Genomic DNA, 20,443 nt, shown 5'->3' on the forward strand with positions numbered 1-20,443 from the left:
CGTTCCCCAACTGTGACGGCGCCGATCAACTGGGCACGGCGGCATCTCGGAGAGGCTTGATGATGATGCGAATTTTCCGTTTCGCCAGCGTTGGCGCCTTGCTCACCTTAGCCATCTCGCAGCAGTCCGACGCCGCCTTGGCGCAGACCGAGCCGACGCCAGCAGCACCCAAGACAGAGACCTTCGGCAGGTGGTCCACCACGGTGGACGAGGTCAACACCGGTGAGGATGTGCGCAAGACCTGTGCCGCCTCGACGGTCTTTTTCGACGCTAACGGGACCAGCGGCACCCTTACGCTGGCCATCTCGAATGGCGACGTGCTGCCGCCCGAGGGCTATCCGAGCCTCATCATCGCCGTGAAAAACAGTGACTTGCCCAAGGGTGACAACATCCCGGCCGTGTTCCGCGACGTCAACGACAAGATCAAGGCTGGTTTTCATCTTATCGCCGACGGACAGTGGATGATGAACAACAAGCCCGAGACCACGCTTGCCATACTGCGTGCCATGCGCCGTACCAGCGCCCTCGATGTCAGCTTGGCCGACAAGCCGGTCGCGACCATATCGATGGACGGCTTCACCAAGGCCTATCGCTATCTCGGCACGTCCTGCGGCTTCCCGACCGGCGACGTCGCTCCCTGATTGGCGTATTGCCGTCCAACTGATTGCCGCTCTCGCAATTTTCCTCGTGCCTCGCTATCTCTGAGGCGCGATCGGTCATCGGCCATACTTTGCCATCGTGGCAAAAACCTCTAAGCCTTTCGCTCCACGAGAATCGCGAACCGAAGGCTCTCCATGCGCTGTCCCTACTGCCAGTCCGAAGATACGCAGGTGAAGGATTCGCGCCCCGCCGAAGACGGCGCGGCGATCCGCAGGCGGCGCGTCTGCCCGGATTGCGGCGGCCGCTTCACCACTTTCGAGCGCGTACAATTGCGCGACCTCGTCGTGGTGAAGAAGTCTGGACGCAAGGTGCCGTTCGACCGCGACAAGCTGCTGCGCTCGGTCGAAATCGCGGTACGCAAGCGCAATGTCGATCCCGAGCGCATCGACCGCGCGGTGACCGGCATTGTGCGCCAGCTCGAAAGCTCGGGCGAGACCGAAGTGGCTTCTGGGGAAGTCGGCCGACTGGTCATGGAGGCGCTTAAGTCGCTCGACGATGTCGCCTATGTGCGCTTTGCCTCCGTCTACCGCAATTTCCGCGAGGCCAAGGATTTCCACGACGTACTGGGTGAGCTCAAGGGCGACGAGCTCAAAGCTGACGAGCCCAGGGGCGAAGAGCTGAAGAGCGAAGAGGACGCCGGCTGAGCATGGCAGGGTCCGAGCGCGGCACGGCGCAGCAAGAGGTCCTCGATCGCCGCTATACGGCGGCAGCCCTCAGGCTGTCGCGCAAAAATGCCGGCCGGACCTCGACCAATCCTTCCGTCGGCACGCTGATCGTGCGCGACGACGGCGACGGGCCGATGATCGTCGGCAGCGGCGTCACGGCCGTCGGCGGCCGGCCGCATGCCGAGACCGAAGCGCTGGCCGAGGCCGGCGAACTGGCGCGCGGCGCCACCGCCTATGTAACGCTGGAGCCTTGCGCCCATCACGGCCGCACGCCGCCTTGCGCCAATGCGCTGGTCAGTGCCGGCGTGTCGCGTGTGGTTGGCGCTGCCAGCGATCCGGACCCGCGTGTTTCCGGCAAGGGCTATGCAATCTTGCATGCGGCTGGCGTCGAGGTGGTGGAAAAAGTGCTGGCGGCTGAGGCCGCGGAGCAGATGGCCGGCTATTTGATTCGATCTCTGAAAAAACGTCCGGAAGTGATCCTGAAGCTTGCGCTTTCGAGCGACAACAAGATCGGCGTGAGAGGCGAGGGGCAGGTCTCCATCACCGGCGACATCGCCCGGCGCGAAGTCTATCTGATGCGCGCCGAAGCCGATGGCATATTGATCGGCATCGGCACGGCACTGGAGGACGATCCGGCGCTGACGGTTAGGCTTCCGGGACTGGAGAGCCGTTCGCCGGCGCGCATCGTGCTCGACCGTCAGATCAGGCTACCCGAGACTTCGAAACTGGTCGCCGGCGTCGACCGTGTGCCGCTCTATATCGCTGCCTGCGCCGAGGCCGATCCGCACCGGCGCGCCGCGCTCGAACGCGCCGGCGTTCGCTTCATCGGCACTGAGACGTATGAAGGCGATATTGCGCTGCCAGAACTGCTCGAGGATCTGGCGGCGCTCGGCATGGCCAGCCTCCTGGTCGAGGGCGGCGCCAGGGTGGCCAAGGCGTTCCTCGACGAACAACTGGTCGATCGTATCGTGCTGTTTCAGGGGCCGGACGCGATCGGCGAGGGCGGCATAGTATCGCCGATCGATGCCAACAATATCCCGCCGGGATTTCGCAAATTGCGCAACATGCGTTTCGGCGAAGACACATATGCGGAATGGATAAGAGACATCTAGGACCGAACTGATGTTCACAGGGCCAAACTAATGTTCACTGGAATCGTCACCGATGTCGGCACCGTCGCTGCCGTGAAGCCGCTAAGGGAAGGCGTAGGTTTGCGTATCGACACCGCCTACGATCCGCAGACCATTGCCATTGGCGCCTCGATTTCCTGCGGCGGCGTCTGTCTGACGGTAACGGGATTGCCGGAAGATGGCGCCAATGCACGCTGGTTCGAGGTCGAGGCCTGGGAAGAGGCGCTCAGGCTAACGACCGCGATGGGCTGGAAATCTGGCACGCGCATCAACCTGGAGCGGGCTCTGAAGATCGGCGACGAGCTTGGCGGCCATATCGTGTCAGGCCATGTCGACGGCATGGCCGAGATCGTGGCCCGCAAGGAAGAGGGTGACGCCGTGCGCCTTACCCTGGAAGCACCGCGCGAGCTTGCCAAATTCATCGCCCCCAAGGGTTCCGTCGCACTCGACGGCACGTCGCTCACCGTCAACAAGGTCGAAGGCACCCGCTTCGACGTGCTGTTGATCCACCATTCGCTGACCGTCACCACCTGGGGCGAACGCCAGGTCGGCGACCGCGTCAATCTCGAGATCGACACCATGGCCCGCTACGCGGCGCGACTGGTGGAGGCGGCTAAAGAGGGGCTTTGAGGCGCTCGTCCATAAAGCCCATTCCCTGATGCGACCGCCGCCGGGTTGGCCTTGAAAGTTCGTTCGGCAATCTTCCGCTTGCGATCAAACCGGCTTCGGCCTAAGTCACCGGCGATCCCCGGAGACATCTATGGCAGGCACATCCCAACACGGCAAAGCGTTCATCCGTCCGAAGAAGAAGGCCCACCTTCTTGTCATCGAGGCGCGCTTTCACGACGACCTTGCGGACGCGTTGCTCGAAGGCGCGACCAGCGCGCTCGACGAAGCGGGCGCGACATACGATGTCGTCACCGTTCCTGGCTCGCTCGAAATCCCGGCGGTGATTTCCTTCGCGCTCGACGGTGCCTCCGAAGGCGGGACGAACTATGACGGTTTCGTCGCCCTCGGCACGGTGATCCGCGGCGACACTTATCATTTCGATATCGTCGCCAATGAATCCAGCCGTGCCCTGATGGACCTGTCCGTGCAGGATTCGGTCTGCATCGGCAACGGCATCCTTACCACCGAAAACGACGAACAGGCCTGGACACGGGCCAGGCGTTCGGAAGGCGACAAGGGCGGCTTTGCGGCGCGTGCGGCGCTGACAATGATTGCGCTCAAGCAGCAGTTGGGAGAGCGATCGTGAGCGAACCCGCTGCGCCCGGACAGCCTGCGGTTCGTCACGCCAACAAGCGTGGTGCTGCCCGTCTGGCCGCCGTGCAGGCGCTCTACCAGATGGACGTCGCCGGCAGCGGCGTATTTGAGATCACCGCTGAATACGAGGCGTTCAGGCTCGGCAAGGAAGTCGACGGCGCGCTCTATCGCGAAGCCGATGCGCAATGGTTTCGCGCCATTCTTGCCGGCGTCGTCGAGCACCAGAAGACCATCGATCCGATCATCCGACAGGCGCTGACCGAGGACTGGCCACTGTCGAGGCTCGATTCGACACTGCGCGCCATATTGCGCGCCGGCGTCTACGAGCTGATGCAGCGCGAGGACGTGCCGGTGGCGGTCATCGTCTCCGAATATGTCGACATCGCCAAGGCATTTTACGAAGAAGACGAGCCGAAACTGGTCAATGCGGTGCTTGATCGCGTGTCGCGCCGGGTGCGTGGCGAGGGCCGCGGCAAGGACGCCTCATGACTGCTGTCGTCGCCGTTGAGGCCGGCAAGGAAGCGCGTCGTACCGCCTTCATCCTCGCAGCCTCGCAGGCGATCATCGGCTCGGCCGCACCCATCGCCATTTCCATGGGCGGATTGGCCGGGCAGTACCTGCTCGACGCCGACAAGTCGCTGGCAACCGCGCCGATCACCGGTTTCAATGTCGGCGTGGCGCTCGGTTCCCTGCCGGCAGCGGCGATCATCCGCCGGCTCGGCCAGCGCGACGGCTTCATGATCGGCACGGCGGTCACAGCGCTTGGCGGCCTGGTCGCCACGCTGGCGCTGTTTCATGCCAGCTTCTGGCTCTTCGCTTTCGGCCTTGCCGTGATCGGGATCGGCGGCGCCTTTGTCCAGCAGTTCCGCTTTGCCGCCGCCGACAATGCTCCGCCTGAATTCAAGGCGCGCGCCATCTCCTTCGTGCTGGCCGGCGGCATCGTCACCGCCATCCTTGGGCCGCAGATCGTCATCTTCACCGGCGAACTGTTCTCGCCGGTGAAGTTTGCCGGCTCGTTTGCGTCCATCCTGGTGCTGGCGGCGGTCGGCGCCGCCATTCTCTCTTTGTTGCGCATCCCGGCCAAGGCAACCGACAAGGTGGAAATCGCCGACAGCGACGCCCGGCCGCTCTCAGAAATCGTCACCAGGCCGCGCTTCGTCGCGGCGCTGTTTTGCGCCGTCGGCAGCTACGCGCTGATGAGCTTCGTCATGACCGGAGCGCCGCTGGCCATGGTCGGCTGCGGCCTGTCGACCGACGACGCCACGCTCGGCATTTCCTGGCACGTCATGGCGATGTTCGCGCCGAGCTTCTTTACGGGGTCGCTGATCCATCGTTTTGGCGCGGAGCGGATCGTGGCCATCGGCCTGGTGCTGCTCATTGGCTGCGGTATAGTCGCGCTGTCGGGGTTGGCACCGTGGCAGTTCTGGACGACGCTGATCCTGCTCGGCCTCGGCTGGAACTTCAGCTTCATCGGCGCCACCGCCATGGTGGCCGACAGCTACCAGCCGTCCGAAAAAGGCAAGGTCCAGGGGTTCCACGATTTCGTCCTGTTCGGCTCCGTCGCCTTCGCCTCACTGATGTCGGGGGCGGTCTACAATGCCTGGGGCTGGGAGATGCTGAACTGGATGATTTTCCCGGTCGTCGTGCTGTGCTTCGTGGCACTGGGCGTGTTGAAGATGACGGGCTTGCGCGCGGCCAACTGACGTCACGCTGTCGGGACGGCGCGGCAGCGGAGTCACTCGCATTCGAACAAAATTATTGCGCCCATCCCTCTTCTTATGAAACCGTGTACCCCGACGGGGCATCGAAGCCATGCTCATATGCGGCAGCCGTATTCCGGTTCACAGCAAGGGATTTGTGAGATGTTTTCAATCAAGGTTCTGGCCGGTGCTGTACTGGCGCTCGGCATCACGGCAGCCTCGGCAAGCGCCCAGGTGGTGGTGTCGTCGAAGATCGACACCGAGGGCGGTGTGCTCGGCAACATCATCCAGCTGGTGCTGAACGCCAATAATATCCAGACCACCGACCGCATCCAGCTCGGCGGCACGCCCGTGGTACGCAAGGCGATTACAGCCGGCGAGATCGACATCTATCCGGAATACACCGGCAACGCCGCCTTCTTCTTCGAGAAGGCCGACGATCCGGTCTGGAAAGATGCCGCCAAGGCGTACGAGACTGCCAAGAAGCTCGACTACGACGCCAACAAGATCGTCTGGCTGTCCCCGTCACCGGCCAACAACACCTGGGCGATCGCCCTGCGCAAGGAGGTCGCCGAGACCAACAAGCTTGTGACGCTGTCCGACTTCGGCAAATACGTTTCGGGCAGCGGCAAGGTGGTGCTGGCGGCCTCCGCCGAGTTCGTCAATTCGGCGGCCGCGCTGCCCGCTTTCCAGACGACCTATGGCTTCACACTGAAGCCGGACCAGTTGATCACGCTGTCGGGCGGCGACACGGCGGCGACCATTGCCGCTGCGGCCAACCAGACTAACGGCGCCAACGCCGCCATGGTCTATGGCACCGACGGCGGCATCGCGCCTTCCGGCCTCGTCGTGCTTGAAGACGACAAGGGTGTGCAGCCGGTCTATCAGCCGGCGCCGATCATCCGCGAGGCGGTGCTGAAGGAGCACTCGGAAATCGAGACGCTGCTGAAGCCGGTCTTCGCCAAGCTCGATCTCGTCACGCTGCAGGAGTTGAATGGCCGCGTGCAGGTTGGCGGCGAGCCGGTCAAGGGCGTCGCTGAGGACTTTTTGAAAAAGAACGGCTTCCTGAAGTAAGGCGATTCCGGCGCGCCGCTTTCGAGGTGCGCCGGATCGGCCGATGGGGGAGGGCGTGCGCATCCGGTTCGACAAGCTCGGCGTGGTCATCGCGGCGATATCGGCCTATGCGGCTTTTGCGGCACCATTCGCCACGTTCCGCGCCAATCGCATCGTACCCGGCGAGGCGCGCTCGATCCTCGAATCTTTGCCTGCGGCGGTCGGTCCGCTATTGATGGCGATTGTTGTCGCAGCGGCGCTCATTGCATTGCTGAAAACGCCGCTTGCTCTGCGCCTCGCCGCCAGTGTGGTTGCACTTGCGGCGCTGACGCTGCTGATCGGCGTTGCCGGCAGCTTCCTGACGCCCGCCGGCAACACCTTCGCCCGTATCTCGCCGGCTTCGGGCTTCTGGCTGCTTATCTTCGCCTTTACGCTTCTGCTCGCCGACGTGCTTACAAGGCTGAACCTGTCGCCGCAGGCACGGGTCGGCGTGCTTGTTGTCGCCGCAGCGGCGATCGGCCTGCTGCTGGTCTCGGGGAGCTGGAACAGCCTGTCGATCCTCAAGGAATATCTCAATCGCGCCGATAGTTTTTGGGCGGAAGGCTCCAAGCACGTGACGCTGGCGCTGGGTTCGCTGGCGGCAGCAGTGATTATCGGCCTGCCGCTCGGCATCCTCTGCCACCGCGTCGAGAAATTGCGGGCCGGCGTGCTCAACGTGCTGAACATCATTCAGACCATTCCTTCGATCGCTCTGTTCGGCCTCTTGATAGCACCGCTCGGCTGGGTTGCTTCGCATGTGCCGGGAGCTGCCGCGCTCGGCATTCGCGGCATCGGCACGGCGCCGGCTTTCGTCGCCCTGTTCCTCTATTCGCTGCTGCCGGTTGTGGCCAACACCGTGGTCGGCCTTGCCGGTGTGCCGCGTGCCGCCAACGACGCAGCGCGCGGCATGGGCATGACCGACCGCCAGCGGCTGTTCGGCGTCGAGTTTCCTCTGGCCTTCCCGGTGATCCTCACCGGCATCCGCATCGTGCTGGTACAGAATATCGGCCTCGCCACGATTGCCGCGTTGATCGGCGGCGGCGGCTTTGGCGTGTTCGTGTTCCAGGGCGTCGGCCAGACGGCGATGGACCTGGTGCTGCTCGGTGCCGTGCCCACGGTGGCGCTGGCCTTCGCCGCCGCCATCATCCTCGATGCGTTGATCGAACTGACCGCCAGCAAGCGCAGGGTTGAAACGGCATGATCGAGATCGAAGGCATCACCAAGCGCTACGGCGAGACGACAGTTGTCGACGACGTGTCGATAGTAATCGAGCCGCGCAGCATCGCCGTCATCGTCGGCACCTCCGGCTCCGGCAAGACGACGCTGCTTCGCATGATCAACCGGCTGGTCGAGCCGACATCGGGCGTGATCAAGCTCGACGGCGTCGACAACCGCTCGGTACCGGATTATGAGCTGCGTCGCAGCATCGGCTATGCCATCCAGGGCCACGGTCTGTTTCCGCATCGCACGGTGGCGCAGAATATCGCCACTGTGCCGGTATTGCTTGGCTGGGATGCCAACCGCATCAAGGCCCGCGTCGACGAGCTGATGACGCTCTACCAACTCGACCCCGAAGCCTACGGGCCACGCTATCCGCATGAGCTTTCCGGCGGTCAGCAGCAGCGCGTCGGCGTCGCCCGCGCGCTTGCCGCGGAACCCAACGTGCTGTTGATGGATGAGCCGTTCGGCGCGCTCGATCCGATCATCCGCAACAAGGCGCAGGAGGATCTGCTGGCGATCCAGAAGCGCTTCGGCACCACCATCATCCTTGTCACCCATGACATGGAAGAGGCTGTTCACATGGGCGACAAGATCGCGGTGATGGATGGCGGCAAAGTGGTGCAATATGCCGGGCCGGCCGAGATACTGGCAAAACCGGCCAGCGCGTTTGTCGAAACCCTGGTAGGCGCCAGCGAAAAACCGTTCCGGCTGTTGTCGCTTGGCCGGGTCCGCGACGCGGTGGAAAAAGGCACCGCCGAAGGCGAGGCGATCCCCGGTGATGCCAGCCAGCGCGACGCGCTCGCCGAACTCCTGTGGTCGGCCCGCCCGGCGCTGCCGGTGAAAGATACCGACGGCAAGCCGCTTGGCCGCGTCACGGTGGACGGGCTGGTTAAGCGAGCGGCGAGGCCGGCATGAAGGCTTGGCTTCCCTCGCTGCTCAGGCTTGCCCTGGTGGTGGTGCTTATTGCCTTCGTCACCAATCCCGGCTGGTTCGAACCGCTGCTGAAGCCGCTGACCGAGAACAATGCGCCGGTAATCTACAATCAGGGCAGCCTGTTGACGCTAACGCTGCTGCATCTGCGGACCGTGCTGATAGCAACGGTTGCCGCGACAATCGTTGCGGTCGCGCTCGCCATCCTGGTCACCAGGCCAGCCGGCGCCGAATTCCTGCCGCTGTCGCGCAGCCTGGTCAATATAGGCCAGACCTTTCCGCCGGTGGCGGTACTGGCGCTTGCCGTGCCAGCGGTTGGCTTCGGCGAAAAGCCGACGCTGATTGCGCTGTTTCTCTATGGCTTGCTGCCGATCTTTGAGAACACGCTGACCGGCCTGACGACGCTGCCGGCCAACGTCGTCGAGGCGGCGCGTGGCGCTGGCATGACTGGCTGGCAAAGGCTGGTCAAGGTCGAACTGCCGCTCAGCGCGCCGATCATTCTCGGCGGTATCCGGCTGTCGGTGGTGATCAGCCTCGCCACTGCGACCATCGGCTCGACGGTGGCGGCGAGGACATTGGGCGAGGTGATCATCGCCGGCCTGCTGTCGAACAACCTCGCCTTCATCCTGCAGGGCGGCCTGATCGTCGCAGTCCTTGCCGTGCTGATCTATGATGGGCTGTCAGCGGTCGAGCGCTACACGGCTCGGCGCATGGGACGCGAGGCCGAGTAACCTCTCGGGGCGAAGTTCGTTTCTTTCAGCGGCCCGTTGAACGCGCTGGATGGTCGAGCGTCAGTTCGAGCGTGGCGCCCGTCTCGCTGGCGACCCAGCGGCGGCGGATGATGGCGAAATCATGCTGTGTGCCGGCTCTAACCACAGAGACCAAGTCGCCCACAGCGCAATCACTGTCGAGATCGAGGGCTTCGACAGTCTCGGCAATGTCTTGCTTGCCGGCATAATGTCTCGCAATGGCTGTGAGCACGATGATCACTGGCCCACCCGTTGCGCGATCTTCGGGACTCGGCGATTGATGAGTGCGATGCCCCGATCTTTCAGCAGGAGTTCTTGCCATGACCGCGCGTTTCTCCAAGATCGTCATGTGTTTGTGTCTGGCGGCTTTCGCCTTCCTCGTCGCCTTCGGCAACATCACCGACTACGGCTCAAACTTCGCCTCTGTCCAGCATGTGCTGAGCATGGACACGACCTTTCCCGGCAATGCGCTGATGTACCGCTCGATCACCAGCCCGGCCTTGTGGACGGCAGGCTACTGGCTGATCATTATTGGCGAGGCGCTGACCTGTCTGCTCTACCTGATCGCCGCCTGGCAACTCTGGCAGGCGCGCAACGCCAGCGGACAGGCTTTCAACGATGCCAAGAAGTTCGCCATCATTGCCGCCACCATGGGCTTCCTCGTTTGGTATTTCGGCTTCATGGTCGTTGGCGGCGAGTGGTTCGCCATGTGGCAGTCTTCAACATGGAATGGTCAGGAGGCGGCGTTCAAATTCTACATGACCATGCTGGTGGTGCTGGTCTTCGTCATCCAGCCGGACGGCGACCCGCGCAAAGCCTGACGGCCGTTCGCCGATTTCAATCGATCTAACCGGATGGCAGTGTCGACAGGCGTACTGCCGTCCAGCCTTTTGGACGAAACCCGAGATCTTTTGGGCGAAAGCCGGACAAGAACCGAACAATATCTTGACGTTCCGAGCCCTGTTTCGCATAAGCCGCTGCGAAGGGACGGATTCCGGTTGCGGAAAATTCGTCCCCTGTCTCAACGGCCCGGGGAGGGGTTCTTTTGGGCCACCAATCGAGGAAAATTCGGCAATGACCATAATTTCAGCTGTCATCGCCTGCGGTCTGCTTTCAGTCCTTTACGCCATCTGGGCGACACGTTCGGTCCTCGCGGCCGATCAGGGCAATGCACGCATGCAGGAAATTTCCGCAGCCATCCGCGAAGGCGCTCAGGCTTATCTGGCGCGCCAGTACACCACCATCGCCATGGTCGGCGTTGTGGTCCTGCTGCTCGCCTGGTGGCTGCTTTCGATCACCGCCGCCATCGGCTTCCTGATCGGCGCCGTTCTATCGGGTGCCGCTGGCTTCATCGGCATGCACGTCTCGGTGCGCGCCAATGTGCGCACCGCGCAGGCAGCTTCCAACAGCCTCGCTGCCGGCCTCGAGATCGCCTTCAAGTCGGGCGCCATCACTGGCATGCTGGTTGCTGGCCTGGCCCTGCTCGGCGTCTCGATCTACTACCTGATCCTGACCCAGTTCATGGGACTGCAGCCAAACGATCGCGTCGTCATCGACTCGCTTGTTTCGCTCGGCTTCGGCGCCTCGCTGATCTCGATCTTCGCCCGTCTTGGCGGCGGCATCTTCACAAAAGGCGCCGACGTCGGCGGGGATCTCGTCGGCAAGGTTGAAGCCGGCATTCCCGAAGACGATCCACGCAATCCGGCGACCATTGCCGACAATGTCGGCGACAATGTCGGCGATTGCGCCGGCATGGCCGCCGACCTGTTCGAGACCTATGCGGTGACCGTGGTCGCCACCATGGTCCTCGCCTCCATCTTCTTCGGTGGCACCGCCGTTCTCAGCTCGGCCATGCTCTATCCGCTGGCCATCTGCGGCGCCTGCATCCTCACCTCGATCGTCGGCACCTTCTTCGTCAAGCTCGGTTCCAGCGGCTCGATCATGGGCGCGCTCTACAAGGGCCTGATCGTCACCGGCCTGCTGTCGATTGTCGGCCTTGCCGTAGCCACTTCGGCATGTATCGGCTGGGGGGAGATCGGCACCGTCGCCGGCATGGCCATCACCGGCACGAACCTGTTCATCTGCGGCCTGGTCGGCCTTTTGGTAACCGGCCTGATCGTGGTGATCACCGAATATTATACCGGCACCAACAAGCGCCCGGTGAACTCGATCGCCCAGGCCTCGGTCACCGGTCACGGCACCAACGTCATCCAGGGCCTAGCGGTCTCGCTGGAATCGACGGCGTTGCCGGCGATCGTCATCGTCGGCGGCATCATCTCGACATACCAGCTTGCCGGCCTCTACGGCACGGCGATCGCGGTGACGACGATGCTTGGCCTCGCCGGCATGATCGTCGCGCTCGACGCCTTCGGCCCGGTCACCGACAATGCCGGCGGCATTGCCGAAATGGCCGGCCTGCCAAAGGAAGTGCGCCAGTCCACCGACGCGCTCGACGCGGTCGGCAACACCACCAAAGCGGTAACCAAGGGCTACGCCATCGGTTCGGCCGGTCTCGGCGCGCTGGTGCTGTTCGCGGCCTACTCCAACGACCTCAAGTTCTTTGCCGCCAATGGCGACAAATACCCCTACTTCCAGGGCATGGGCGACGTCTCCTTCGACCTCTCCAATCCTTACGTCGTCGCCGGCCTGATCTTCGGTGGCCTGATCCCGTATCTGTTCGGCGGCATCGCCATGACCGCCGTCGGCCGCGCCGCGGGTGCTATCGTCCAGGAGGTGCGCAAGCAGTTCCGCGAGGATCCGGGCATCATGGCCGGCACCTCGAAGCCGAACTATGCGCGCGCCGTCGACCTTCTGACCAAGGCAGCGATCCGGGAGATGATCGTTCCGTCATTGCTGCCGGTGCTGGCGCCGCTGGTGGTCTATTTCGGCGTCCTCCTGATCTCCGGTTCGAAGGCATCCGCCTTTGCCGCGCTCGGCGCCTCGTTGCTCGGCGTCATCGTCAACGGCCTGTTCGTTGCCATCTCGATGACCTCCGGCGGCGGTGCCTGGGACAACGCCAAGAAGTCGTTCGAAGACGGTTTCGTCGACAAGGACGGCCTCAAGCACCTCAAGGGCTCCGAAGCGCACAAGGCCTCGGTGACCGGCGACACGGTGGGTGATCCCTACAAGGATACTGCTGGGCCGGCGGTCAACCCGGCGATCAAGATCACCAATATCGTCGCGCTGCTGTTGCTGGCCGTTCTCGCGCACGGCTAAGCTCAGCCGCTACGACTCAAGACAAAACCCGCGGGATCGCTCCCGCGGGTTTTTCATTGCCTAAGATGTGCCGCTTACAGGGAAGCGAGAGGAACAAAAGCCGATACCGCCGGGGTGGATCAGGTGCCGCCGAGCGTGCTGCCGCCGCTGGCGCCCGGAACACCAGGCGCCAGCTTGCTGGCGCCACTGATGATCTGGCTGAGGAAGTTCTGGTCCTTGCCGCCGGTCGGCGTGGTGCGCGAGATGAAGTCGAACACCTTGCCGTCCTTCAGGCCGTAATTGGCGATCTGGGTGACGCGCCCGTCATCGCCAAAATAGACCGCCAGCACATGCTGATCGACCAGCCGCGGTTTGTCGAAGGCGACATAGCGCTTGCGCGTCTGCGAAATGTAATAAAAGGCCTCGTTGTCGAAGGTCGCCTTCGTCGAGGGAGTGCCGAGCGCCAGCAGCACCTGTTCGCGACTTGAGCCGACCGGCACCAGGTCGATCGCCTGCTGGTCAATGACGTAGCCCTGCGTCAGCGTCTCGCTCGGATTGAGATCGCCGATCATCTTGGACGAATTGCAGGCGGAAAGCGCCGCGGCGATCACCAGCAGCGAAACCGCACCGGCGGGCCTGGGCAGGAAAGTCGACTTGAATTTCAGCGCGCGCAACTACAACTCCATAAGCTGGCCGCAACTTGCGCTGGGCCGCAAAACCGGTAAACCAGCTTGCTTGCCGATGCAACAAGGCCACTTCAACAAACGGTCCCGGGAGACCACCCTCAAATGTTCCAGCGCCTCTTTGGCCGCGAACGTCATGCCAACCGCGCCATCACCGAGGCGCTTTACGCACAAATCGTGGCGGCGGCGCGGCAAACGGTGTTTTATTCCGCCTGGAACGTGCCGGACACGCCGCTCGGCCGCTTTGAGATGCTGTCGTTGCACATGTTCCTGTTCCAGCACCGGTTGCGCGGCGAGGGCGGTGCTGCGGCAGAGGTTGCGCAGGTGCTGATCGACGAGTTCTTCATGGATGTCGAACATTCGTTGCGGGAATTGGGCATTGGCGACGTCGGCGTGCCGAAGCGCATGCGGAAACTGGCGAAGATGTTCTATGGCCGCACCGCCGCCTATGACGATGCGCTGCAACGAAATGACCATGATGCACTTGCCGCCGCCCTTGCCCGCAATGTCAGGCCCGACGCCGGCGCCTGGCCGCAAGCGTCGCAACTGGCACTCTATGCCGCCGATGCATCAAGGCAACTCACGGAACAGCCGACCGAATCTATTGTTTCCGGCACGGTGGCATTTCCCGTGGCCAACGCTTGAGCGACGGCAGGCCGAATGAAGGTGGCGAAGTGGAGGCGAAGATGAGACATCCTGATACCCACAGCCCAGTGTCATTCCGGGCAAATGTCGCCCGGCTGCCGCAAAAGGGGCTGCCGGTGGTGATCGATGCCGACGCCGGGCAGCGCGCCCTGCTCGCCGTCGAGCACGAGCTGCTTTCGGTCGAGAACTATCGCGCCGAACTCCTGGTCGAGCCCTGGAAGCGCAACGGGGTGAAAGTCAGCGGCCATGTCGAGGCCGATATAACGCAGGCCTGCATCGTCACCCTCGACCCGGTCGAGGCGCATATCGACGAGCCGGTCGAGGCGCTGTTCCTGCCGGAGCAATCCAAGCTCGGGCGGCAAGGTTTCGACGGCGGCGGTGAGATCCTGCTCGACGCCGAAGGGCCGGACAGCCCGGAAACCTTTTCCGGCGACGCGATCGACGTCGGGGCGCTTGCCGAGCAGTTCTTTGGCTTGGCGATCGATCCCTATCCGCGCAAGCCCGGTGTGTCTCTGGAGGCAGCCGGCGATGCCGAGCCTGTGGAGAATGAATTCCAGCAGAAGCTCAGATCACTGCTGGGAAAATCCTGATAGCTGACCCAATTTGAGAAAAGTTGGTTGTGCGGCAGCCCAAAACCGTTATTTTCGCCGAACCTTCGCGAGCCCCGTACCTTGGCAAGCCCGCTGGCCAAGCAACCGTGAGATGAACACCGCGTGATCAGGATTTCCATCGATGCCATGGGCGGCGATCACGGGCCAAGCGTGGTCATCCCGGCGCTCATGACTGTCGCCACCCGCCGTCCCGATATACGCTTCGTCATTTATGGGCGTGAAGAAGTGGTACGGCCCGAACTCGCCAAATTCCCCAAGCTGGCGGAGGTGAGCGAGTTCATCCACTGCGAGATCGCGGTCCGGATGGACGACAAGCCGAGCCAGGCACTGCGCCATGGCCGCTGGAAGTCATCGATGTGGAAGGCCGTCGAGGCGGTCAAGGCAGGCACTGCCGACGCCTGCATCTCAGCCGGCAATACCGGCGCGCTGATGGCAATGTCCAGATTCTGCCTTCGCACCATGGCGACCATAGACCGCCCGGCAATCGCGGCGCTCTGGCCGACATTGCGGGGCGAAAGCGTGGTGCTGGACGTCGGCGCCACCATCGGCGCGGATGCGCATCAACTGGTTGATTTTGCAATTCTTGGCACCGGCATGGCGCGCTCGGTTTTCGGCATCGAACGGCCGAGCGTCGGGCTGCTCAATGTCGGCGTCGAGGAGATCAAGGGCCAGGAAGAGGTCAAGGAGGCGGGCCGTATGCTGCGCGAGGCCAACATGGCCTCGATGAACTACCATGGCTTTGTCGAGGGTGACGACATCGGCAAGGGCAGTGTCGACGTCGTCGTTACCGAAGGATTTGCCGGCAATATCGCGCTCAAGACGGCGGAAGGCACGGTCAGGCAGATCGCCGGCTATCTGCGCGCGGCGATGAACCGGACGCTGATGGCCAGGATCGGCTATATCTTTGCCAAGACCGCCTTCGATCGTCTGCGCGAGAAGATGGATGTCGGCCGCTCCAATGGCGGCGTCTTCCTCGGGTTGAACGGCATCGTGGTGAAAAGCCATGGCGGGGCTGATTCGGATGGCTTCGCGGCGGCGATCGAGCTTGGCTACGACATGGTGCGTAACAATCTGCTTGACCGCATCGAAGCCGATCTCGACCTGTTCCATGCCCGCAATCCGAATGCCCAGACAATCCGGAAATCCGACGTCGTCATCGACGCAAAGGAATAGGAAAGAGCATTGATCAGATCAGTCGTGCGCGGCACGGGCGCCGCGCTGCCCCGCCGCATTATGAAGAATGCCGATTTCGAAGGCATGGTCGAGACGTCGGACGAGTGGATCGTCCAGCGCACCGGTATTCGCCAGCGCCACATCGCGGCCGACGACGAGACGACGGCCTCGCTGGGCGAGGCGGCAGCGCGCGCAGCCCTCGACAACGCCGGCCTGACGGCTGACGACATCGACCTGATCGTGCTGGCGACCTCGACGCCCAACAACACCTTTCCCGCGACCGCGGTCGAGATCCAGAACCGGCTCGGCATGCACCACGGTTTTGCCTTCGACCTGCAGGCGGTCTGCTCCGGCTTCGTCTATGCAGTGACGACCGCCGACCTCTATATCCGCAGCGGCTTGGCCAGACGCGTGCTGGTGATCGGCTCGGAAACGTTTTCGCGCATTCTCGACTGGAACGACCGCTCGACCTGCGTTTTGTTCGGCGACGGCGCCGGCGCGATGGTGCTGGAAGCAGGCACGGGGGCAGGCGGCATCGCCGACCGAGGCGTTCTGGCGGCCAGCCTGCGCTCCGACGGCATCCACAAGGACAAGCTTTTCGTCGACGGTGGGCCGTCGACCACAGGAACGGTCGGGCACCTCAGGATGGAAGGCCGCGAAGTGTTCAAGCATGCGGTTGGCATGATCACCGACGTCATCGAGGCGACGTTCGCACAGGCCGGCGTCAGCGCCGCCGATCTCGACTGGTTCGTGCCGCATCAAGCCAATAAACGAATTATTGACGCTTCGGCCAAAAAGCTCGGGATAGAGGAGCGGAAGGTGGTGGTGACCGTCGATTTGCACGGTAATACCTCGGCTGCTTCCGTGCCGCTGGCACTGTCCGCGGCCGTCGCCGACGGTCGCATCAAAAAGGGTGACCTAGTACTGCTTGAGGCGATGGGCGGCGGCTTCACCTGGGGCGCCGTCCTGCTCCGCTGGTAAGTGCCGAACTATCGGGTTCGGGTCCTTGACCTTGACGGATCAATTACTTAGGTTCTGCCGTTGCTTGTATCGATTTATGTTTTTGAGCTGATGGGACGGTTCGTATGGGGGGAAAGACACTTACGCGCGCCGACCTCGCCGAAGCCGTTTACCGCAAGGTTGGGCTGTCGCGTACTGAATCGGCCGAGCTTGTCGAGGCGGTGCTGAATGAGATCTGCGAGGCGATCGTTCGCGGCGAGACGGTGAAGCTGTCGTCCTTCGCGACCTTCCACGTCCGCTCCAAAAACGAGCGCATCGGGCGCAATCCCAAGACCGGTGAGGAAGTGCCGATCCTGCCGCGCCGGGTGATGACCTTCAAGTCGTCGAACGTGCTGAAGAACCGTATCCTGCGCTCCCATCAAAACAGCAAAGCCAAGGGCAGCAAGTAGACGCCCGATCCACTTTGCCGAGAATCATGCTCCAGGCTTCGGTTGAAAAACGAACCCTGCTTTTGCGCTGGGCTTGAATATTGTTTCATAAACCGCTGAAATAAGATGCGATTCGGTAGGCCGGATCGGTATTTGGGTGTGATCCGCTCCGGCGGGACGGAAAGCTGCTCTCTTTGTTAAGCGTGATGTCGCCCGAACCCGGTTCCCGCCTTCGCGATCATGCTCTAGCGTGAGGATTCGCCCATGGACAAGAGCCCTGATGCTTTCCGCACCATCAGCGAGGTCGCGGAGGATCTGGATTTGCCGCAGCACGTGCTGCGCTTCTGGGAGACGCGTTTCAACCAGATCAAGCCGATGAAGCGCGGCGGCGGCCGCCGCTACTACCGTCCGCAGGACGTCGAACTGATCAAGGGTATTCGCCATATGCTCTACGATCAGGGCTATACGATCAAGGGGGTGCAGAAGCTGTTGCGCGAGAACGGCAACCAGTTTCTGATCGCCGTCGGCAGTGGCGACATGGCGGCGGTCGAGGCGATCTCGCAGCGCCGACAGGCTGACACGGTACCGCTGACGCAAGCGGCGCAGCCGCGCGGCCCGGACGACGAAATGCTGGTCGGCCAGCCGAGGGTGAAACCCAGCCGTCGTTTTTTCGGCATCGGCAAGACCGACGAGGAAGGTCCGGTTCCGCCGGACACGTCAAAACTTTCCCGTGACAATCGCGCTTTGCTGCAGGAGGCGCTGTTCGACCTCCTTGAATGCAAGCGCCTACTCGATCAGGTTCGCTAGAGCCCGCCGGGCTGACCGGAACGGTCTTCAGGGTCATGCGTTAGGCTTCCTTCTACAGCTGAAGGAAGCACGTCATGGCATCGCTTTCGAGCATCTCCGACACCGATCTGAACAAGCAGGTCGCGGCCTTGACCAGGGAACTGGCCACCTTGAAGAAAGCCGTGTTGAAGCAGGGCGGCGCCTTTTACGAAGACGGGCGCGATACCGCGTCGGATTATTATTCGGATATCACTGAGCGCCTCGGCGACGCCTTGCCGACAATCAGAAGGCAAGGCCGGGCGATCGAGAAGACCGCCCGAGATCACCCGGCGACGGCGGCCGCTGTCGGGCTGGTTCTGGTCGGGCTGGTCGCCAGTCTGTTCCTCGGCGGCCGGCAGCAACAAGCACCGCGAGGGCGTTCAAGATCGGCACGTTGAGATAAGCAAATGGCGGTGGTCAGCGGACCGCCGCCCTTTTTCGCCGACACGGAAAGCCCGGCAAGAGCGCCGCCCAAGGGCGGAGAGAAGAGGCTTGTTCATGACATCGTTTCCTTTTTGCGCAGGCGGAATTTGAGCGTCACTGATTCAGGTCGGTGACTCGAGCGCTGCGGTTGGGACTATCGCCTTGGAGTTTTTCGGCAGTTTTTCCGGCCTGTAGAATTTTGTTTCCGAACTGTGTCTGCTGACGATCCGGCCAGATGTCAGCTCGCCGGCATCCGCCATTCATTCCGGCGTCGGTTCACGATGCCGTGACGCTATCTTTGATGCTTGGCAAATCACCGGCGAGCGGGCATTCTCCCGATCGTCTCAGGCAACAACATGATTTGATCTAACTCTTTCATCCCACGGAGTTGCCAATGCCCCAAATAGCAAAACGCGAACCTTACTCCGAACTGGCGGCGAGCGCGGTTACGCCTGAACGCAGTGCCGTCCGAACCGCCCGGGAAGCCCGTGGATACAGCATCGAAGAGCTGTCCCTGGCGTGCGGGCTGGCAGCCTATGAGATCGCCGACATTGAAAGCGGCAAGGATGCCGATCCTTCGAAACGTCGGCGTATTGCCTCCGCGCTTCAACTTCCGGAAAGCGCTCTGTTTGACGAAGCCGTGTTGCCTGCCAAAAGGCGATCCGTGTCGTAGCGGCGTACCATGCTTTTATTCCACGAGCTCGCCATGGGTCGCCCTGGCGGGCTTCGTTTTTTCGGCCACGTAGTGGACTTGCCGGCCGCCACGGCGACGCCAGACGGAAATTGCTGGAGATGAGCCTCGAATCCGTTCGCGCCTTCTTCGCCGCCCACGCGCCCGACATTGACGTCATCGTCACGGAGGCAAGCTCGGCGACGGTGCCTCTGGCCGCCGAAGCGCATGGCGTAGCGCCGGCGCAGATTGCCAAGACGATCTGCTTGCGCGCCGGCGACCAGACGATGCTGATCGTGGCCAGCGGGATCTCCAGGCTGGACAATCGCAAATTCAAGGACCGGTTTGGTGGCAAGGCGCGAATGCTGGATGCCGAGCAGGTGCTCGCAGCGACCGATCATCCCGTCGGTGGGGTGTGCCCGTTCGGCCTACCGGCGCCGCTCCCGGTCTACTGCGACATCTCGCTGCGCGCCTTTGACGAGGTCGTCCCGGCGGCAGGCGCGACGAATGCCGCCGTGCGGCTCAGCCCGCAACGCCTGGCCGAACTCGTCGACGCCGAGTGGGTGGATGTGTGCCAGTAGCCATTTATCCGGGTCGCGGGATCCGCTGAGCGTTACCGCTATTCGGTCTTCTGTGGCTCTTCTTTCTTGATCGTCTGAGCGTCCGTGGCAGTCGACATATCGGCCTTCTCGACACTCGCTGTCCTCGTCTGCGTGTCGACCGATGCCTGGACCTTTGAATGCGCGGGGCAATCCGCAGAGGCAGCTGATATGGACATGGTCAGTGCGGCGGCTATTGCGAGGAATGTCTTCATGATCATTCTCCTCTTTCATTGGATATTCGTTGGGAAGATTAGCCCGTCTGGCACCGACCGCAAAATCACATTTGTTCACGCGCGCCCTTGCGTGCACGGAAGCCTACGCTGGACCAATAATTCAAATGGTTGCGCGGATAGTCGCTTGCCGTATCAAAGCCCACCGGCTCCGGCCGGAGGATTTTTGGCGTTAAAAATCTCGCCGCTCAGAGCCAGTCTCAAATCTTCGGCGCTGAGCTGACCACTTTCGAACAAATCCATCACCCTGCGGCCGAGCACTTCTCTGCCTGGATCGCCGTCAGCGAGGCCTAATTCACGGAATCGGGCATCAAGTGCTTTGGTCAACATGGTCAGCTCGGCAGGACAGGTAGCTCCTTGAAGCGACATTGCATCTCTCCCGAAAAAGGCGAAAGGGCGTGTCATCTTCGAAGCGTCCGCTCGCCCTTACAACTGCGGACGACGGCAATTCAACTAGAGCCAACCTTTTTCGAACTCAACATTCGAACGTATTAAAAACGCCGCCCGCGCTCCAATGGGAGGATCCTGCTACAATACGGTATGGCCGTCCGAATAGCGGTTGTCCTCGCGCTTCTTTTCGCCTTCGCC

At 62.5% G+C, this 20,443-nt stretch carries 26 protein-coding genes; 22 read left to right on the top strand and 4 right to left on the bottom strand.

The window, feature by feature from the left end; genetic code table 11:
* Positions 1-59 precede the first annotated feature (59 nt).
* From NKH23_RS10480 to NKH23_RS10530, 11 genes are all read left to right on the top strand, one after another.
* A complete protein-coding gene (locus NKH23_RS10480; RefSeq protein WP_352714850.1) occupies positions 60-641 on the top strand; it encodes a hypothetical protein in 582 nt (193 codons plus the stop codon).
* Positions 642-794: 153 nt separating this feature from the next.
* Complete coding sequence (gene nrdR, locus NKH23_RS10485; RefSeq protein ID WP_352977387.1) at positions 795-1,304, top strand: transcriptional regulator NrdR; 510 nt, start codon at positions 795-797, stop codon at positions 1,302-1,304.
* A gap of 2 nt (positions 1,305-1,306) precedes the next feature.
* Positions 1,307-2,437, top strand: a complete 1,131-nt coding sequence (gene ribD / locus NKH23_RS10490) for a bifunctional diaminohydroxyphosphoribosylaminopyrimidine deaminase/5-amino-6-(5-phosphoribosylamino)uracil reductase RibD (RefSeq protein WP_353034639.1) — start codon at positions 1,307-1,309, stop codon at positions 2,435-2,437.
* 30 nt (positions 2,438-2,467) lie between these two features.
* Positions 2,468-3,085, top strand: a complete 618-nt coding sequence (locus NKH23_RS10495; RefSeq protein ID WP_352977389.1) for a riboflavin synthase — start codon at positions 2,468-2,470, stop codon at positions 3,083-3,085.
* A 130-nt stretch (positions 3,086-3,215) separates the two neighbouring features.
* Positions 3,216-3,710 (top strand): 6,7-dimethyl-8-ribityllumazine synthase, encoded by a 495-nt coding sequence (gene ribH / locus NKH23_RS10500; protein ID WP_352977390.1) that lies wholly within the window; start codon positions 3,216-3,218, stop codon positions 3,708-3,710.
* Positions 3,707-4,207 carry a transcription antitermination factor NusB gene (gene nusB, locus NKH23_RS10505; protein WP_352714844.1) on the top strand — a complete coding sequence of 167 codons (501 nt, stop codon included), beginning with the start codon at positions 3,707-3,709 and terminating at the stop codon, positions 4,205-4,207. The genes ribH and nusB overlap by 4 nt, the downstream gene beginning before the upstream one ends.
* Positions 4,204-5,421, top strand: a complete 1,218-nt coding sequence (locus NKH23_RS10510) for an MFS transporter (protein WP_352977391.1) — start codon at positions 4,204-4,206, stop codon at positions 5,419-5,421. Before nusB ends, NKH23_RS10510 begins: the two co-directional genes overlap by 4 nt.
* A gap of 159 nt (positions 5,422-5,580) precedes the next feature.
* Positions 5,581-6,492 (top strand): glycine betaine ABC transporter substrate-binding protein OsmF, encoded by a 912-nt coding sequence (gene osmF / locus NKH23_RS10515; RefSeq protein WP_352977392.1) that lies wholly within the window; start codon positions 5,581-5,583, stop codon positions 6,490-6,492.
* Positions 6,493-6,535: 43 nt separating this feature from the next.
* Entirely contained in the window at positions 6,536-7,711 is a 1,176-nt protein-coding gene (locus NKH23_RS10520; RefSeq protein ID WP_353025841.1) for an ABC transporter permease, read from the top strand.
* Positions 7,708-8,646, top strand: a complete 939-nt coding sequence (locus NKH23_RS10525; RefSeq protein ID WP_353025842.1) for an ABC transporter ATP-binding protein — start codon at positions 7,708-7,710, stop codon at positions 8,644-8,646. The genes NKH23_RS10520 and NKH23_RS10525 overlap by 4 nt, the downstream gene beginning before the upstream one ends.
* Entirely contained in the window at positions 8,643-9,392 is a 750-nt protein-coding gene (locus NKH23_RS10530; protein ID WP_352977395.1) for an ABC transporter permease, read from the top strand. The genes NKH23_RS10525 and NKH23_RS10530 overlap by 4 nt, the downstream gene beginning before the upstream one ends.
* Positions 9,393-9,417: 25 nt before the next feature.
* Here the strand turns inward: NKH23_RS10530 and NKH23_RS10535 are convergent, their stop codons facing one another.
* Positions 9,418-9,651 carry a hypothetical protein gene (locus NKH23_RS10535; protein ID WP_352977396.1) on the bottom strand — a complete coding sequence of 78 codons (234 nt, stop codon included), beginning with the start codon at positions 9,649-9,651 and terminating at the stop codon, positions 9,418-9,420.
* A 79-nt stretch (positions 9,652-9,730) separates the two neighbouring features.
* Here NKH23_RS10535 and NKH23_RS10540 point away from each other — a divergent pair, with 79 nt between their 5' ends.
* The gene (locus tag NKH23_RS10540; protein WP_352977397.1) at positions 9,731-10,231 is read left to right on the top strand and encodes a DUF2165 family protein; all 501 of its coding nucleotides are present in this window, start codon (positions 9,731-9,733) and stop codon (positions 10,229-10,231) included.
* Positions 10,232-10,484: 253 nt separating this feature from the next.
* Positions 10,485-12,626 carry a sodium-translocating pyrophosphatase gene (locus NKH23_RS10545; RefSeq protein ID WP_352977398.1) on the top strand — a complete coding sequence of 714 codons (2,142 nt, stop codon included), beginning with the start codon at positions 10,485-10,487 and terminating at the stop codon, positions 12,624-12,626.
* Between the two features lie 119 nt (positions 12,627-12,745).
* On the opposite strand, the gene NKH23_RS10550 is transcribed toward NKH23_RS10545, so the two are convergent.
* Positions 12,746-13,279 (bottom strand): outer membrane protein assembly factor BamE, encoded by a 534-nt coding sequence (locus tag NKH23_RS10550; RefSeq protein WP_254817563.1) that lies wholly within the window; start codon positions 13,277-13,279, stop codon positions 12,746-12,748.
* A 114-nt stretch (positions 13,280-13,393) separates the two neighbouring features.
* Here NKH23_RS10550 and NKH23_RS10555 point away from each other — a divergent pair, with 114 nt between their 5' ends.
* From NKH23_RS10555 to NKH23_RS10595, 9 genes are all read left to right on the top strand, one after another.
* Complete coding sequence (locus tag NKH23_RS10555) at positions 13,394-13,933, top strand: ubiquinol-cytochrome C chaperone family protein (RefSeq protein WP_352649989.1); 540 nt, start codon at positions 13,394-13,396, stop codon at positions 13,931-13,933.
* A gap of 41 nt (positions 13,934-13,974) precedes the next feature.
* Positions 13,975-14,523: a YceD family protein gene (locus NKH23_RS10560; RefSeq protein WP_352977399.1), complete on the top strand. Its 549-nt coding sequence runs from the start codon at positions 13,975-13,977 to the stop codon at positions 14,521-14,523.
* 123 nt (positions 14,524-14,646) lie between these two features.
* Entirely contained in the window at positions 14,647-15,717 is a 1,071-nt protein-coding gene (gene plsX / locus NKH23_RS10565; protein WP_352449317.1) for a phosphate acyltransferase PlsX, read from the top strand.
* Between the two features lie 9 nt (positions 15,718-15,726).
* Entirely contained in the window at positions 15,727-16,698 is a 972-nt protein-coding gene (locus NKH23_RS10570) for a beta-ketoacyl-ACP synthase III (protein WP_352714820.1), read from the top strand.
* Between the two features lie 104 nt (positions 16,699-16,802).
* Positions 16,803-17,126 (top strand): integration host factor subunit alpha, encoded by a 324-nt coding sequence (locus NKH23_RS10575; RefSeq protein WP_023717292.1) that lies wholly within the window; start codon positions 16,803-16,805, stop codon positions 17,124-17,126.
* A 243-nt stretch (positions 17,127-17,369) separates the two neighbouring features.
* Positions 17,370-17,912, top strand: coding sequence for a MerR family transcriptional regulator (locus NKH23_RS10580; RefSeq protein ID WP_023674511.1), 543 nt, complete (start codon positions 17,370-17,372; stop codon positions 17,910-17,912).
* 74 nt (positions 17,913-17,986) lie between these two features.
* Positions 17,987-18,328, top strand: coding sequence for a hypothetical protein (locus NKH23_RS10585; RefSeq protein ID WP_352714818.1), 342 nt, complete (start codon positions 17,987-17,989; stop codon positions 18,326-18,328).
* Positions 18,329-18,747: 419 nt separating this feature from the next.
* The gene (locus NKH23_RS10590) at positions 18,748-19,026 is read left to right on the top strand and encodes a helix-turn-helix domain-containing protein (protein WP_023674515.1); all 279 of its coding nucleotides are present in this window, start codon (positions 18,748-18,750) and stop codon (positions 19,024-19,026) included.
* A gap of 119 nt (positions 19,027-19,145) precedes the next feature.
* Entirely contained in the window at positions 19,146-19,604 is a 459-nt protein-coding gene (locus tag NKH23_RS10595; protein ID WP_352449319.1) for a YbaK/EbsC family protein, read from the top strand.
* A 38-nt stretch (positions 19,605-19,642) separates the two neighbouring features.
* On the opposite strand, the gene NKH23_RS10600 is transcribed toward NKH23_RS10595, so the two are convergent.
* Together NKH23_RS10600 and NKH23_RS10605 are read right to left on the bottom strand one after the other, a co-directional pair.
* Positions 19,643-19,837, bottom strand: coding sequence for a hypothetical protein (locus NKH23_RS10600; protein WP_352977400.1), 195 nt, complete (start codon positions 19,835-19,837; stop codon positions 19,643-19,645).
* A 153-nt stretch (positions 19,838-19,990) separates the two neighbouring features.
* Entirely contained in the window at positions 19,991-20,224 is a 234-nt protein-coding gene (locus tag NKH23_RS10605; protein WP_352977401.1) for a hypothetical protein, read from the bottom strand.
* Between the last annotated feature and the right edge of the window lie 219 nt (positions 20,225-20,443).

This window comes from Mesorhizobium sp. M1328 (genome assembly GCF_040318075.1).
Taxonomy (GTDB): Bacteria; Pseudomonadota; Alphaproteobacteria; order Rhizobiales; family Rhizobiaceae; genus Mesorhizobium.

Coding starts and splice junctions, on each gene's coding strand:
- osmF (WP_352977392.1), top strand. CDS start 5,581: ATGTTTTCAATCAAGGTTCTGGCCGGTGCTGTACTGGCGCTCGGCATC.
- NKH23_RS10595 (WP_352449319.1), top strand. CDS start 19,146: ATGAGCCTCGAATCCGTTCGCGCCTTCTTCGCCGCCCACGCGCCCGAC.
- NKH23_RS10525 (WP_353025842.1), top strand. CDS start 7,708: ATGATCGAGATCGAAGGCATCACCAAGCGCTACGGCGAGACGACAGTT.
- NKH23_RS10585 (WP_352714818.1), top strand. CDS start 17,987: ATGGCATCGCTTTCGAGCATCTCCGACACCGATCTGAACAAGCAGGTC.
- NKH23_RS10545 (WP_352977398.1), top strand. CDS start 10,485: ATGACCATAATTTCAGCTGTCATCGCCTGCGGTCTGCTTTCAGTCCTT.
- ribD (WP_353034639.1), top strand. CDS start 1,307: ATGGCAGGGTCCGAGCGCGGCACGGCGCAGCAAGAGGTCCTCGATCGC.
- NKH23_RS10580 (WP_023674511.1), top strand. CDS start 17,370: ATGGACAAGAGCCCTGATGCTTTCCGCACCATCAGCGAGGTCGCGGAG.
- NKH23_RS10600 (WP_352977400.1), bottom strand. CDS start 19,837: ATGAAGACATTCCTCGCAATAGCCGCCGCACTGACCATGTCCATATCA.
- NKH23_RS10540 (WP_352977397.1), top strand. CDS start 9,731: ATGACCGCGCGTTTCTCCAAGATCGTCATGTGTTTGTGTCTGGCGGCT.
- NKH23_RS10560 (WP_352977399.1), top strand. CDS start 13,975: ATGAGACATCCTGATACCCACAGCCCAGTGTCATTCCGGGCAAATGTC.
- NKH23_RS10555 (WP_352649989.1), top strand. CDS start 13,394: ATGTTCCAGCGCCTCTTTGGCCGCGAACGTCATGCCAACCGCGCCATC.
- nrdR (WP_352977387.1), top strand. CDS start 795: ATGCGCTGTCCCTACTGCCAGTCCGAAGATACGCAGGTGAAGGATTCG.
- NKH23_RS10530 (WP_352977395.1), top strand. CDS start 8,643: ATGAAGGCTTGGCTTCCCTCGCTGCTCAGGCTTGCCCTGGTGGTGGTG.
- NKH23_RS10480 (WP_352714850.1), top strand. CDS start 60: ATGATGATGCGAATTTTCCGTTTCGCCAGCGTTGGCGCCTTGCTCACC.
- NKH23_RS10520 (WP_353025841.1), top strand. CDS start 6,536: ATGGGGGAGGGCGTGCGCATCCGGTTCGACAAGCTCGGCGTGGTCATC.
- NKH23_RS10590 (WP_023674515.1), top strand. CDS start 18,748: ATGCCCCAAATAGCAAAACGCGAACCTTACTCCGAACTGGCGGCGAGC.
- NKH23_RS10495 (WP_352977389.1), top strand. CDS start 2,468: ATGTTCACTGGAATCGTCACCGATGTCGGCACCGTCGCTGCCGTGAAG.
- NKH23_RS10605 (WP_352977401.1), bottom strand. CDS start 20,224: ATGTCGCTTCAAGGAGCTACCTGTCCTGCCGAGCTGACCATGTTGACC.
- NKH23_RS10510 (WP_352977391.1), top strand. CDS start 4,204: ATGACTGCTGTCGTCGCCGTTGAGGCCGGCAAGGAAGCGCGTCGTACC.
- ribH (WP_352977390.1), top strand. CDS start 3,216: ATGGCAGGCACATCCCAACACGGCAAAGCGTTCATCCGTCCGAAGAAG.
- NKH23_RS10575 (WP_023717292.1), top strand. CDS start 16,803: ATGGGGGGAAAGACACTTACGCGCGCCGACCTCGCCGAAGCCGTTTAC.